Below are 14,336 nucleotides of genomic sequence, written 5' to 3' on the forward strand. Positions count from 1 at the left end.
GTGCACAACAAGCCAAAGATGACTCGATCTTCAGCTCCGAAACCCAAGGAAGCTGCTCCCCCCACGAGTGGGCCAAAGAGCCGCTGACGGGGGCGGGGCGAGTCGGTTCGCCGATCCTGCCCTCATGAATTGAGGAGCAGATCATGAAATCATTACCGTTAGTTCCGGCGGCAGTCGCGGGCGCCGCCTCACTCACCTTCGCCGTGAAGGTGGCCCGCACGGTTCTCGACCGCAGGTACTACGAGAAGCAGGGCGTCGCCTTCGGCAGGACTTACCCGTTCATCGGTTCCGAGACGGATGTGTCCGGGCTCATCGGCCGGAACAAGACGCGGGACTATCTCTACCTGGACCGGCCGGCCACGGATTTCGTCGGCAGTATTCGCGGGTTCGACATCCAGCTGTACGCGGTGAACAGGCCGACGACCGACATCCTGGTCAACCCGGCGGTCACCGGAAAGTACATCGACCGGGACACACCCGCCCTGTACTCGTTCGGACAGCTCTCGCCGTCGGCGATGACCTTCCAGAAGATCACCACGGAGCATTTCGGCGACCGCAAGCGCAACCTCGGCAAGGGCTTCGACCAGACCCGGATCTCCGCGATCTCCAACCGGCGGGCAGCCGAGCTGTGCGGCGGGTTCACCGATGACGCGCCGCTCGACATGAAGCGCATCGCGGGCGACTACACCCGTGAGGTCATGGGGGAGTTCGTCTGGGGACAGGACGCGATGACGCTGACCGTGTCCTACAAGGACCACGACGGCAGCACGTCGCAGGTGCCCTTCATGTTCGCCCTGAACGAGACGTTCACGGGCCTGCGGTTCTACTCCAACCGCTTCTGGAACCGGGTCCACTTCCCGATGGCGACCTGGCCGGTCACCCGGGAGGCGCGACGGCTCCAGTACAACATCAAACAGTTGCAGGAGCACCTGGCGGAGGTCCTGCAGGGACCCCCCGGGGCCGGAACGGTGTGGGAGCAGGTCGCCACCGGCAACGGCAAGCTCGGCATCCCGCTGGAGATCACGCGGGACGACCTGCTGACGGCCTCCATCGCCGGTCTGGACACGGTCCAGAACACCATCCTCGCCACCTTGTGGTACGTCCTCCTCCCGGAGAACGCGAAGTGGCGCGAGCAGATCACCTCCAGCAGCGGCGACCGGAAGGCGGAGCTGGTCGAGGCGTGCGTCAGCGAGACGCTGCGCCTGAGCCCGCCCGGCTCGGTCATCAACAACAAGGTCATCGACGACTTCGACGTGGAGGTCGAGGGCCGCAAGTACCGGCTGAAGACGGGCACCCGCGTGATGCCCAACATCCACGCACTGCACGCCATGTACGGAGACGCCTTCCAGCCCGAGCGGTTCCTGCAGGAGGAGAAGGGGTCCGAGCCCTACGTGATGCCGTTCGGCAAGGGGCGCCGCAGTTGCCCCGGCCGCAACCTCGGCATGGTGATGGCGACGAACTTCGTACGGCAGTTCCTCACCGACCACCCGGACGCCTGGATCGCCAACACCGCCGACAAGGACGTCCACTTCAACAACCTCTCGCACTCGCAGCTCATGGTCGTGACCACGGGCGCCTGCCCGGTCGGGCACTCCTAGGCATGGCGTGGGAGAACGGCCACCCCTGGCTGCCCTCGGTCGCGGTGTCCCGGTGCGGGGGCGAGGAGTACGAGCCGCCCGTGCTGACGGCCAACGACGCGGGGGGCCTCGTCGAATTCGGCGCGGACGGGATCCAGTTCGGGTTCTCGGTCTTCGAGGGGATGCGCGCCTACGTCGCGGATCGGGCCCTCCTCGTCTTCAGGGCGCTCGACCACCACGCGAGGCTGCGGGTCTCGTGCACGGCGCTGGGGCTGCCCTGCCCGGCGTACGAGGTGTTCATCGACGCCGTCGAACGGGCGGTGCGGGCCAATTGGGACGGCAGCGCGACGCGTCTGTACATCAGGCCCGTCGTCTTCGCGGCGGGCGGCGACGTCATGCCGCAGCAGAGCCGCAAGTACGTCTTCGTGGTCCTCGTGAAGAGGTTCGACCCCGTCCTGGAAGGCCTCAGCGTCCTCGTCGAGGAGAGCATGCCGCGGACGGTTCCGATGTTCGCCGGAGTCAAGACCGCCGGCAACTACACCAGCGCCGCACTGGCGATGCGCGGCGCGCACGCGGCGGGCTGCGACACGATCCTGTGGCTCGACGGCGACGGCCGCCTTCAGGAATGCACCACCATGAACGTCTTCCTGTGCCTCGACGGCCGGATCGTCACTCCGAGGCTCGGCTCGATCCTGCCCGGCGTCACGCGCAGGACCGTCCTGGACCTGCTGGCCGGGACGGGGGAGCGCGTGGTGGAACGGGACATCGGCATGTCGGAGGTCTCCGACGCGCTCGCGCGGGGGCAGGAGCTGAGCATGTTCACGACCTCCACCGCGCTGGGCATCCGCAGGGTGGAGCGCCTGCGGCTGGGCCCCGTCGACCACGCGCTCGACGGGAAGGTGCCGAGCGCCTGGAGCCGTATGGAGGAGCAGTACTCCGTGGTGACGGAACGGTTCACGGAAGCGGACGACTCGTATTCGGCGATCATGTCGCGTTCTCATCGCGGCGATCTTTCTCGACGGATTGGATCGAAGTGATTGTTCTCCTGGCGCAGGGCCCGCTGCACACGCGGTTCGGCGATTTCACCGAGTACCTCTTCTACGACGGCCAGAGCGAATCGATCGCGATCGTCAAGGGCGGGATCCAGGGCGGGGAGGACGTCCTCTGCCGGGTCCATTCGCACTGCACGACCGCGCACGTGTTCAACGGCATCGAATGCGACTGCCGGGAACAGATGGCCATGGCGCAGGAGAAGATCGAGCAGGACGGCGCCGGCCTCGTCATCTGGATGGACCAGGACGGCAAGGGAAACGGCCGCATGGCCGAACTGCTCACGGCCCGGCTCAGGGGCGAGGGCGTCGCGCAGACCGAGGCCTACGCGCAACTGGGATTCAAACGGGACGCACGGTCTTTCGACCGGGCGGCCGAGATCCTCAAGTTCTTCAAGGTGGGCTCGGTCAGGCTGATGTCCAACAACCCCGAGAAGGCCGGCGGACTGCGCGAATGCGGAATCGTGGTCTCCGGCACGGTCAATCTGACGGTCGTTCCGGACAACCCGCTTCTGCACAAGACCTACCGCGACAAGGTCCAGTACCAGAACCACTCGATCGAGCTCTGAGGAGAGGAAGAGGAGGGGAAATGGCCGCCGAGCCGATCAAAGTCTGTGAGCTGTCCGACCTGTCCACGGAGAAGGGCCACCGGGTCACCTCCGTGTCACCGCCCCTCGCGGTCTTCCTCACGGAGGACGGCGCGGTACACGTGCTCGACGACAGCTGCACCCATCAGGACGCGGCCCTGTCCGACGGCTGGGTCGACGACTGCGTCGTGGAGTGCCCGCTGCACATGTCCCGGTTCGATCTGCGCACCGGAGCGGTGGACGCCTCGCCCGCGGAGCTGCCCGTACGGGTGCACGCGGCCGAGGTCGTCGGCGGGGAGGTCTGGGTGACGCTGTCGCGGGAGGCCCCGAACCTGCCTCCGGGCGTCAGGTCACGTTCGTAACGGGGTCAGGTGGGGCAGCTCGGCGGTCGGGCCGACTCCTCCGCGGCGGGCGCCGTTTCGGAGCCCCACGGCGTCGCCGTGAACGCCAGCCGGATCAGGAGTCCGGCGGCCAACGCCCAGAAGGCCGAGCTGACCCCCGCCAGAGTCGTGCCGGACGCGGCGACCACGAAGGTTACGGTCGCCGCCGTCCGGTCCGCCGGCGGGAGGGAGCCGCCGGATCCGGCGATCGCGGCGGTCAGCGCATGACTGAGCGTCCCGAGCAGACCCAGACCGGCCACGGTGCCGACCACCCCCGGCGGGGCCACGGCCAGGAAACTGGTGAGCGCCGTGGTCCCCGCGGCGATCCCCAGGTACGTGACACCGAAGGCCTGGGACGAGATCCACCGCCGTCCGGGGTCCGGGTGCGCCTCCGGCGAGGCGGGCAGGGCCGCACTGATCGCGGCGAGGTTGACGGCATGCCCGCCGAACGGCGCGGCGAGCACACTGCCGAGTCCGGTGGCGCCCATGGCCGCGCGCCACGGGACCCGGTAGCCGAAGGAACTCATGATCGCGACCCCGGGCACGTTCTGCGCGGCCATCGTCACGACGTACAGCGGGAGGGCGATTCCGGCGACCGCGGACCATGTCGGCTGCGGCGCCGTCAGGGCCAGTTCCGGCAGCCACGGCCCGTGCAGGCCGTCGCCACGGGCGGCGAGCACGCCGACGACCAGCACCGTCGCCCCGAAGGCGGCCGGGATCGCCCACCGCGGAGCGGTCACGATCGTGATGAGCCAGGTGATGAGGATCGGCGCGACCTCCCAGGGGTGGGAGCCGAGAGCCTTGACCGGGACCAGGCAGATCTCCAGGAGAACACCGGCGAGCATCGCCTGGGCGATCGGCGCCGGGATCGCCGCCACCAGGGCGCCGAGGCGCGGCCACAGGCCGGTGAGGACCACCAGGCCGCCCGCGATCAGGAACCCGCCCACCGCAGCCGGCCAGCCGCCGGCCACCTGGCCCGCGCTCGCCAGCACGGCGGCGCCCGGCGTCGACCAGGCCAGGGTGACCGGCATCCGACAGCGCCGGCTCAGCCACAGCGTGCCGAGCCCGAGCGAGAGGCAGAGTGCGACCAGGCCCGAGGTCGCTTGGGCCGGGGTGGCACCCACCGCGCGCAAACCCGTCAGGACCGCCGCGAAGGTGCTCGTGTAGCCGATGAAGGCGATCGCGACCCCGGTGACGACAGGCTGTCCTCGTTCCACCCGCGGAACACTACCCAGGTTGGTCGCTCTCCGGGCGATCACCCCGGAAGCGCGCTTCGAGGGTCTCGACGAGACCGTCGATCACGCCGTCGGGCGAGGGGCTGTAGTGCGGCACGGCCCAGCGGGTGATCCTGGCGTCGATGATCGTGGGACGGCCGGAGGCCAGTGCCGCGCGGAACGCCTCCTCGAACTCGTCGAGGGTCTCCACCTGGTAGCCGTCCGCGCCGCAGGCGCGCGCGTACGCGGCGAAGTCCGGGTTCTGGAACTCGACGAGGGCGGACTCGGCGTAGGTGACGAGCTGGAAGAGTTTGATCAGCTTGAACTGCCCGTCGTTGAAGATCACCCAGATGACGGGGATCTCGTGCTCCACGGCGGTCATCAGCTCGAACCCGGACAGCGAGTAGCACCCGTCGCCGCAGCCGACGACGACGGTCCGGTCCGGGTGGGCGACCTTGAGGCCGATGGCCCCGTTCACGTGTCCGGCCATGGGCCCGAAGGAGCCCGCCTTGCGGAAGTTCTGCCCCTCTTCGAGCTCCACGTAGTACCCGAGCCATGCCAGGTGGGCGCCCGCGTCCGCGAGCAGGACACCCCGGGGCGGCAGCATGCGCCCGATCGACTGCGCGAGCTCCCCGGGGTGGATCTTTCCCGTCAGGTGGACGATCTTCCGGGCCTCGTAGTCCCTGCCGTCGACCTCGACCGCCGGCACCTCGCCGACCGTCCGCTCCAGCGCCTCGGTCAGCGCGGCCACCGCGGGACGCGCGTCGGACAGGAGGGCGTGGTCGGGCCGGTAGGCCTTGCGGAACTCGCCCTCGGAGATGTTCACATGGATCAGCAGCTTGTTCTCGAACAGGTCCTCGCGGTAGTTGAACGTCGCGTGCTGATTGAGGGAGTTGCCGATGCACAGCACGACGTCGGCCTCGCGGAAGGCCTTCCAGGCACTGGAGTGGCCGCTGTCGGCGAAGACCCCGACCGCCAGCGGATGGCCCTCGGACACGATGCCCTTGCCGTCCAGGGTGGTGAGCAGCGGGATCTGGAACCGCTCGATCAGCCGCTGGATCTCCGGGCCCGCCCCGCTGCGCACCGCACCGAAGCCGACGAGCGCCACGATCCGCTTCCCCCGGGCCAGGGCGTCGGCCAGTACGGCCGCGATCTCCGCCACCCGTGCCGGGTCCGGCAGGACCGGCTTCACATCGAGCTTCAGCGGCCGGAAGTTCGTGACCTCGACGCCGCGGTGCGTCAGGTCCTCGGGCACGTGGATGTGCACGGGCCCGGGCCTTCCCTCGAAGGCGGTGTTGACCGCCTCCTCCAAGACGTCGCAGGTATCGGCGATGTCGGTGAGCAGGAAGGACTTCTTGGTCGTCGCCGCGAACATGGCCTGGGAATCGGGCGTGCGGTTCAACCCCGAGGTCTCGTTGAGCGAGCCCCATCCGCGCCACTCCCTGCTCGCGTAACCCGACACGGCCAGCACCGGATACGAGTCGGACATGGCCACGGCCAGCCCCGAGAACAGGTTGAACGCGCCCGGCCCGGCCGTCGCGAAGCAGAAGCCCAGCCGGTTGGTGTACATGGCGTAGCCGCACGCCATGAAGGACGCCGCCTGCTCGTGCCGCGTGATGATCGGCCGGATCTTCTGCGAATGCTTCAGTGCCAGCATCAGCCCCGCCGCGTTCTCCCCGGCACCGCCGAAGGCCGCCCCGACCCCGATGCCTTCCAGCCCCTTGACGATTGCCTCGTAGACTCTCATCGGTCTCCCTCATCCGTCCCAGCGCGAGGCGTGCCGACGGTGGGCTTCGGTCAGGCCGCTCTGGAAGAACCGGTCGTAGTACTCGGTTTCCACGTGGTGCGCCTGGAGCCAGATCCCGGGCACGTGGATGGCATCGGTGTGCGCCGGGAACCGCCCGTGCGTCTCGTGGATGTACACGCAGATGTCCCGCGCGCAGTCGATCACCTGCCGGTCGTACTCACTGGCCTCGGCGAGGTAGCGCGCCGCGTAGTCGTCCTTGTAGATCCGGGTGAAAAGATCCTTGTCCGTATAGATGCCGCCCTCCCCGAACTTGGAGCGGATGACCGAGTCGACGGCGTCGCCCATCGACGGGTAGTTGGGAGGGCAGGCGGCCTTGATGAGGTGTTCACCGCCGGCCCGCAGCCCCACCGGGTGCGCGCGCAGCGCGGAGTACTTCGGCAGCGGCACCTGCCAGCGCAGGATGTCGGCGGGGCGGAACTTCGGCGTGACGAAGTCGAAGCCCAGCATGCGGCCGTAGGTGCGGGAGAACTTCGGGTCGCCCAGCATGATCTGGGGGCTGATCGTCGCGTGGATCCAGGCACCGAGCCCCATGGCGTCCGCGACCAGCATCATGTTCTGCAGCAGCAGGTCGGCTTCGACCTGGGTGCGCATCGGCCCCAGCGCACCGAGAGGCAGTTTGATGTCGGGGTTGAGGAAGCCGTTCTTCATCCACTTCCGCACCCCGGCCGGGCGGTAGAAGCTGCGGTCGTCGACGACCGTGGGCCGGGCCCCCTCGGGCTGGGTCAGCAGGTACATCAGGGCGTTGATGTACTGGTGGGAGAGGTCGACCACCGGCAGGAAGAGCGTGGTGCCCGGGAGGTTGGACAGGAAGCGGTTGGAGTCGAGGTACGCGGGGAAGTCGCGCATCCCCTCGGCGACGTCCAGACGGTGCTCCAGCACCCGCACCTTCGACTGGCGCGCACGCTCGATCAGCGTGTCGGGACCGAAGGAGTGGTCCTGGGAAGGGGGCAGCTTGCGCAGGTAGTACGTGCCACTGTCGTTGATCATGAAGAAGTGGGTGGCCTGCGCGTTGTCGGGACTGCCCGCGGTCCGCCCCGTCATGTTCAGGTTCGGCTTGGCCATGATGGGCTTGTGATCGCGCGGGTCGTCGAAGGGCCGGTCGGGCATGGTGAGCCCCGATGAGCCCGTGAGGGCGATGAGCACCGCCTCTTCGAGCTCGCTCAGCGGCTCCGGCCGGTTCGCGGACCGGTGGCTCATCGACCCGGCGGGCACCGAGGCGCCCCTGCTGACGCGGTGGGTGCGCCGTCTGAAGACCGTCTCCCACAGCGGACGGGAGAGAAGGTCCTCCAGGCCGGGGTGGACTGCGTCGTCGGATGCGGACATGGCCTTCCCCCGCTCAGCCGCGGCCGGCGCCGTTGTTGTTCCGGACGGGCTGGACCGCGCGCCAGGGCGCGAACGCGCTCGCTCCGCGCGGCAGGATGCCCGCCAGCTCGGGGCAGTGCCGCAGGATGACGCTCGTCATGCCGTTGCGTTCGATCCAGTCCATGCCCAGGGGCGTGTAGACCTCCGGACGGAAGTCGACCGTCAGGAAGCGGTCGCTCTGCAACCGCCTGCTCGCCATCAGGATGAAGACGCGGAAGGCCGTGTCGCTGAAGCCGAACCCCGAGGGCGGGTTCTCGGCGAACAGCCCCACCACCGTGTCGATGTCGTCCACCGAGCGGTACACGTCCCGCAGCCGCGCGACCGTATCCGGATCGGAGGAGAGGTCCTCGAAGCGCCGGATCCGAGGCTTGTGCAGGCCCGCGCGGAAGTCGTTGTAGCGCGGGACGCCGCGGCGCCGGGTGCGCACCAGGTCGACCACGGAGAGGTCGATCACCTCGCCGTCCCGTTCGAAGGCCTGCAACGCACGCGGGAAGTTGTGCAGGGTGATCGCGCCCGGGTGGGCGATGCCCAGCGAGTACAGGGTGTTCACCAGGCCGGTCTTGCGGATGAACGGCTCCGCGGCGGCGCCCTGGACGTCCTTGAAGCCCACGGTGTCGATCCGGCGGCCGAAGCGGTGGTCGACGAGCTCGTAGTCGTCAGGGATCAGGGGGTGCATCCGGTAGACGGTGACGAACTCCTCCGTGAGGGAGTACGGGGCGCCGTGGTGGTCGGGCAGGGTCTTGGGGATGCCCTGGCGGCCGTTCGCCTCCAGCAGCCAGATGCCCAGCTGGTCCAGCCAGTTCTTCGGCGGCCCCTGCCAGTTGGTCTTCATGCCGATGTCGAGCGTCTTGGTGGCGAGGATCGCGGGGGTCCACTCGACCGTGTGGATCTTCGCGATGAGGGCGGAGACGACCAGGCGGGCCGTGTGGTAGACCCGGTCCTCGCCCATGTGCGGGTACTCGCGGCGCAGGGCCTCGCACACGGCGTTGTGCTCACGGGCGAAGAGCGTGTGCATGGCGCTGAGGCCGAACCACCAGCTGTCGGTGAACCCGGTACGGGGGACTCCGTCCGCGCCGGTCGGCAGGTGACCTTCCTCCAGCCGGAGCCCGGCGCCGCCATTGGCCTCGCGGAGCGACATCGCGACGGAGACGTCGCCCCCGTAGACCTCCGAGCCGTCCCACCAGTGCGAGACGCTGCTGGCGAACAGGATCGGCGACCCCTCGCCGCCGGGCGCGGCCACCGGCTCGTCCGCGCCGAAGCGCATCACCTTCTCCTGCGGTCCGCCCGGGGTGTTCCGCCAGGTTTCACCGGGCGGCATCGGCACCTCGACGCTCTTGGCGGTGACCGGAAGCCTCTTGTGCTGGACCCAGTCGTGCACCTGGAACTGGATCCACGCGGCGGCGATGATGTTCAGCGAGGTCGCGGGGATGAACGCGTCACGCTGGAGCAGTTCCCTGCTGACGGTCACCGGGTTGGGCGTGTCGAACCGGTCCGGGCGGTACACGGGCGCCATGGTGCGGCCGAAGGTCGCGCCGACGGCGCCCATCAGCGGCGCCGACAGGTCGTTGTCGGTGCCGTTGTAGCTGCGCCTGACCAGCATGTCCTCGTCGGGCGGGGCGCTCACCTTCTCGGCCTTGGGCGGAGCCTCGTGGAGGTCGGTGTCGATGAGGTTGTGCCGGCGCAGGGTCTGCCTGAAGGCCATCAGGTTGAGCAGACCGAGGGGGGTGGGCAGCCGGTGCCACGGGACGACGCGGTTCACGGTGCGGAAGGCGGCCCGCAGCGGCGCCCCGAGCAGGACGTTGCGCCGCGGCTCGACGGTCACGAAGCGGTGGCCCAGGCGGTGGGCGCTGCTCGCCTCGTAGGCGAGCTTGCGGGCACGGTTGAGGTTGCCCAGGGGGCGGAAGCCGTCCGTGGTGTGCCACGGGTTGAACGCCAGCAGGTCGATCCGTGCCGCGCAGGCGCGCGCTTCGGCGGTGTGGATGTCCTGGGCGGGGACGGTCAGCGTGGCCACCGGCACGACGGGCGCGTCCTCCTCCCGCCACTCGGCCGCGCCGTCCTCGACGGAGGTGCGCCGGTCGTCCACGTAGCGCTGCACGCAGAGCTCGAAGACGACGTCCGCCTCGCGCAGCCGCTGCGAGAGCTCGCGCCGCAGGCGATCGGGATCGGTGGGCGAAACAGCCCGGGCCGGGGCGGCGCCCGCGGCGGGCCGCAGCAAGAAGCGCACCGGTCCGGCGTCGCCCCACAGGATCGCGCCGCGGCTCCAGTACGTCTCCAGCGCCAGGCTGGACACCGCGCGGCCGGTTCCGGCGACGACGTTGTGCCGCATGCGGGTGGCGGTGGGCCATCCGACCGCCAGGGGCAGCTTGACGAACAGGGCGAACCCCTTGCCGAGCCGCGAGTCGGCACCCGCCATGGCCTTCGCGAAGGCGACGAACTCACGCGCGTCGCGGGCGTGCGAGACCGGGAAGCTGGTCATCAGCAGGTCGTGGGTCTCCTGGTTGCCGACGTCCACCCGCAGTGCCGCCCCGCGCAGATCGGGCGCGGAGTCGGGCTGGCGCACACCGCTCGCGTTCGACAGCCGGACCGTGACCGGGTACGCGGCTCCGGGCTGGGCGAAACCCGCCCGCAGGGCCTCGGGGAGGTCGTCGTGGAACGTCAGACGGGCGTTCTCGACGCCGAGGACCGCCTTGGCATGGAAGGTCCGCGCCAGGGCGGGGGAGCCACTGCGCTTCTTCACCTTGAGCTGCACCCGCAGGAGGTCCCTTGCGAGTCGCTCGAAGAGCAGCCGTTCCGCCTCCGGGCTGCCGCCGACGTATCGCTCGTACCGCTCGACCTCGTCCATGCGAGCCTCTTCGCGAAGGTGGGGGTTTCCGTGCACTCCGTACGAGGCTGCCCCACGGCCGGGGCGGTGTCGTGCGGAGCGGGGCAGACGGGCGAACGGCCCCCACCGCGCGGTCAGTGCTGTGGCCGGTGCGCCGCCTGCGCGGCCGCGAGGCGCTCGCGCTTCACCTCGTCGTAGTCGGCCAGGGCCCGCGCCTCGCCCCGGTGGTAGTCGCTCCAGAACCCGGGGCGCTGCCAGCGGGCGTCCACGAGCCGGGTGTGGCCGTCGGCGATGGACATCGTCCAGCCCGGCGGTATGCGGGTGTCCACGGTCTCGAAGTCGGCGGGATCCCAGAGCAGCCCGGGGTCGGGTGCGTCCGGGCCGAGCACGCGGATCTGGCAGTCGATGTCGTGGGCGACCATCTCCACGACCGCGTACACACCGCCCACCCGGATCCCGTCGAACTCCGCGACGGGGACGTCGGCGTCAGGGTGGATGATCTTCAGACATCGAACCAGCATGGGATGAGTATCATCCCCGCACGGCCGTGCTACTTCGTCTTCGCGATGTCCGTGTCGATCTGCCCGGCGGTCTTGCGCAGGCCCGCCTGGAGGTCGGCCACGTCGCCCTTCTCGTGCGCGTACCCGAAGTCCTGGAGCGTGAGCTGGTACTGGCCGCCGTCCGGCTGCGCCTCGACCGTGCCGGACTTCGGGTGGCGGGAGATGTCCAGGAACGTGCGGAACGCGGGGTCGGGGTCCAGGGCGGGCGAGTTCTGCGCCTCGAAGGTCGACGGCACGTTGTGCAGGGCGTTGGCGAGCGACACCACGGCCTCGGTGTCCGTGGTCATGTACCGCACCAGCTCCCACGCGGCCTGCTGGTGCCGGCTGCTCGCCGCGAGGCCGATGACGGTACCGCCCACGTAGCCCTTGCCGTGCTCGTCGATCCGGTCGTCGGGGACCGGCAGCGGCGCGGTGCCGATCTCGAACTGCGCGCCGGCGTCCCTGGCCGCCGCCAGCCGCCACTCGCCGTCCACCTGCATCGCCACCTGGCCCTTGTGGAAGGGGTGGTCGGGTCCCCATTCGTCACCGAAGGAGGACCGGTACTTCTCCAGGCGCTGGAAGCCGCCGAGGCGGTCGACGAGCTGCTTCTGGAAGGTGTACATCTGCGCGAAGGCCGGCTCCTGGGCGATGGCCGACTTCCCCTCGCCGTCGAAGTACTTCACCGGCCCCCACTGGGCGGCATAGTGCATCGGGGTCGTCTCGTACCCGTGGAAGGTGGGCATGAAGCCCAGCCGCTCGTAGCCGTCGTCCTTCACCGCGGTCAGCTTCTGCGCGACCTCGGCGAACTGGCTCCAGGTCTTCGGCGGCTCGCTGATGCCGGCCGCCTTGAAGGCGTCCTTGTTGTAGTACAGGCCGTACGCGTCGGTCAGCAGCGGCAGCGTGCACTGGTTGCCCTGGTACTGGGTGTACTGCAGCAGGTTCTGAGGAATCGTTTTTGCCTTGTCCAGGCCGGCCTTCTCGAAGAACGGATCGAGGTCGGCGAGGACTCCCGACGCGCAGAACCTGCCCACGTTGTCGGTCGAGAAGGAGGACACGACGTCCGGCGCCCTGTCGCCGCCGACGCGCAGGGCCTGGTTCAGCTTGTCGTCCGACATGCCGCCAGTGACCTTGACCTTGATGTCCGGGTGGGCCTTCTCGAACCGGGCGATGTTCTCCTGGATCGCCTTGAGCTCGTGCGGCGCGTTCCAGCCGTGCCAGAACTCGATGGTGGTCCCCCCGGCGCGGGCGTCCTGGCCGGACGTACCGCTCTGACCGGTGCAGGCACTGGTCAGCGCGAGCGCGGCTATGGCCGCCGTTGCGGTGAGGACTTGACCGAACGGCCGGTTTCCGCGCATGGGGGATGTTTCTCCTGCAGGCTGTGAGACGTACTGATCCTGCGAGGGGGAAGCACCCCGGCCTCGTCAGGGAACGCAACACTACCGGCCCCGGGTTCCAGGAGGTCCCGGCGCCGCTCAGGGGGATGGACGGCACCGGGACCCGTTCCGCGCCGACGCCCACGGGGGGGCAGGAGCCGGCACGGAACCCTGCGGCCCGCGCAGCTCAGGGGAATGGACAGCGCGGGCCTTCCGGAAGAGCCGCCCTCCCCGACACACGGTCCGACGGCACCTCCAGTCACAGCAGAAGGAACGCGCCGTACCCGTCGGCCGGTTCAGCGTCCGGGAAAATTCCGGGAAACCGTTTTTCGGCCAGGGCCGGCGCACTCCGCCGAGCCCCGGGGACCGTAGGCCGCGGACAGTACGCGAGGCCCCCAGGACAACCTGGCGGGGCCGGTCTGGAGGCGGTCCAGGGCGAAGGTGCCGCAGCGGGCGAGCAGCTCGCGGAAGACGATGCGCACCTCCAGGCGGGCCAGCGCCGCGCCCGTGCAGAGCGTGGCACCCTCCCCGAAGCCCAGGTTGGTGGCGCTGTTCGGGCGTCGCAGATCGAACCGGTCCGGGGCGTCGAACTGCCGGTGGTCCCGGTTCGCGGCGCCCCGCAGCAGGGCCACCCGCGAGCCGGCCGGGATCCGGACCCCGTGCAGCACGATGTCCTGCGCCGCCTCGCGCAGGCTGTACTGGGTGGTGCTGTAGTAGCGCAGGGTCTCGTCGGCGAGGTTGTCCAGCAGCCCGGGCTCGGCCCGCAACTCCTCCTGCTGGCCGGGGTTCTCGCACAGCGCCCGCATGGCGTTGGAGATCAGATCGGTGACGTTCTCGAATCCGGCCACCAGCAAGGTGAAGGCGAGGGAGAGCAGTTCGTCCTCGGTGAGCCGCTCGCCGTCCTCCTCGGCGATCCGCACGAGGTCGCTGATCAGCCCGGGCGGCAGCGGCCGGCCGCGCCTCAGCAGGCTGCGGCGCTCACCGATCAGGGCGGTGAAGTAGCCGTCGAACGCCCCGCTCCCGTCGATCGCGAGCATCTTCTCCGCGTCGGTGGGGGAGGGCCCGCCGAGCGGCAGCACCTTGTGGGTCCATGCGAGGAACGGGGAGCGGTCCTGCGGGGCGATGCCGAGGAACTCGCAGATGACGAGGAACGGCAGGGGACGGCCCACGGCAGGGACGAGGTCGAGCACGCCACCTTCGGGGTCCAGCTCCGCCCGGTCCAGCAGCTCCGCGCAGAGCTCCTCGATACGCGGGACCATCTGCTCGACGCGCCCGCGGGTGAAGGTGCGCACGATCAGACGCTTGAGCCGGCCGTGGTCGGGGTCGTCCACGACGAACACACTGGACCCGAGCATCCGGTACAGCGCGGTGCCCTCGAACTGCTCGAACCCGCCCGCCAGCGCCCTGCCCCGGATCAGCTTCGTCCGGTCCCGTCCCAGGGTGGCGATGTCCTCGTACCGGGACAGGAAGAACAGCCCGGTCCGCGGGCTGAAGTGGACGGGGCTGTCCTCGCGGAGTTCCCGGTAGGAGGGATACGGGTCTTCCACGACGCCCGGGGCGTACGGGTCGAACCCGTCAGGGTGCAGGTTCCTCATGACAGGGGGAACGAGCGCCGTACCGCCCGGGT

11 protein-coding genes are annotated in these 14,336 nt (G+C 69.7%); 4 read left to right on the forward strand and 7 right to left on the reverse strand.

Annotation, left to right across the window (positions count from 1 at the left end; translation table 11 throughout):
- The first annotated feature begins 143 nt into the window (after positions 1-143).
- Genes ACZ7GJ_RS06450 through ACZ7GJ_RS06465 form a run of 4 tightly spaced genes read left to right on the forward strand, consistent with a single transcriptional unit; the run spans position 144 to position 3,575 of the window.
- On the forward strand, positions 144-1,598 hold the full coding sequence (locus ACZ7GJ_RS06450) for a cytochrome P450 (RefSeq protein ID WP_470750022.1): 1,455 nt from the start codon (positions 144-146) through the stop codon (positions 1,596-1,598).
- Between the two features lie 2 nt (positions 1,599-1,600).
- A complete protein-coding gene (locus tag ACZ7GJ_RS06455; protein WP_470750023.1) occupies positions 1,601-2,614 on the forward strand; it encodes an aminotransferase class IV in 1,014 nt (337 codons plus the stop codon).
- Positions 2,611-3,195: a hypothetical protein gene (locus ACZ7GJ_RS06460; RefSeq protein ID WP_365923398.1), complete on the forward strand. Its 585-nt coding sequence runs from the start codon at positions 2,611-2,613 to the stop codon at positions 3,193-3,195. The genes ACZ7GJ_RS06455 and ACZ7GJ_RS06460 overlap by 4 nt, the downstream gene beginning before the upstream one ends.
- A gap of 20 nt (positions 3,196-3,215) precedes the next feature.
- A complete protein-coding gene (locus ACZ7GJ_RS06465; protein WP_470750024.1) occupies positions 3,216-3,575 on the forward strand; it encodes a non-heme iron oxygenase ferredoxin subunit in 360 nt (119 codons plus the stop codon).
- A 5-nt stretch (positions 3,576-3,580) separates the two neighbouring features.
- Here ACZ7GJ_RS06465 and ACZ7GJ_RS06470 read toward each other — a convergent pair whose 3' ends face one another.
- From ACZ7GJ_RS06470 to ACZ7GJ_RS06500, 7 genes are all read right to left on the reverse strand, one after another.
- Positions 3,581-4,810 carry a benzoate/H(+) symporter BenE family transporter gene (locus ACZ7GJ_RS06470; protein WP_470750025.1) on the reverse strand — a complete coding sequence of 410 codons (1,230 nt, stop codon included), beginning with the start codon at positions 4,808-4,810 and terminating at the stop codon, positions 3,581-3,583.
- A gap of 10 nt (positions 4,811-4,820) precedes the next feature.
- Positions 4,821-6,554, reverse strand: a complete 1,734-nt coding sequence (locus ACZ7GJ_RS06475) for a thiamine pyrophosphate-binding protein (protein WP_470750026.1) — start codon at positions 6,552-6,554, stop codon at positions 4,821-4,823.
- A 9-nt stretch (positions 6,555-6,563) separates the two neighbouring features.
- Positions 6,564-7,937 (reverse strand): hypothetical protein, encoded by a 1,374-nt coding sequence (locus ACZ7GJ_RS06480; RefSeq protein WP_470750027.1) that lies wholly within the window; start codon positions 7,935-7,937, stop codon positions 6,564-6,566.
- Positions 7,938-7,950: 13 nt separating this feature from the next.
- Positions 7,951-10,818 carry a peroxidase family protein gene (locus ACZ7GJ_RS06485; RefSeq protein ID WP_470750028.1) on the reverse strand — a complete coding sequence of 956 codons (2,868 nt, stop codon included), beginning with the start codon at positions 10,816-10,818 and terminating at the stop codon, positions 7,951-7,953.
- Between the two features lie 113 nt (positions 10,819-10,931).
- Positions 10,932-11,318 (reverse strand): hypothetical protein, encoded by a 387-nt coding sequence (locus ACZ7GJ_RS06490; protein WP_470750029.1) that lies wholly within the window; start codon positions 11,316-11,318, stop codon positions 10,932-10,934.
- 29 nt (positions 11,319-11,347) lie between these two features.
- Positions 11,348-12,691: an ABC transporter substrate-binding protein gene (locus tag ACZ7GJ_RS06495; RefSeq protein WP_470750030.1), complete on the reverse strand. Its 1,344-nt coding sequence runs from the start codon at positions 12,689-12,691 to the stop codon at positions 11,348-11,350.
- Between the two features lie 314 nt (positions 12,692-13,005).
- Positions 13,006-14,304 carry a cytochrome P450 gene (locus ACZ7GJ_RS06500; RefSeq protein WP_470750031.1) on the reverse strand — a complete coding sequence of 433 codons (1,299 nt, stop codon included), beginning with the start codon at positions 14,302-14,304 and terminating at the stop codon, positions 13,006-13,008.
- Positions 14,305-14,336: the final 32 nt, after the last annotated feature.

This window comes from Streptomyces sp. NPDC037242, assembly GCF_055604165.1.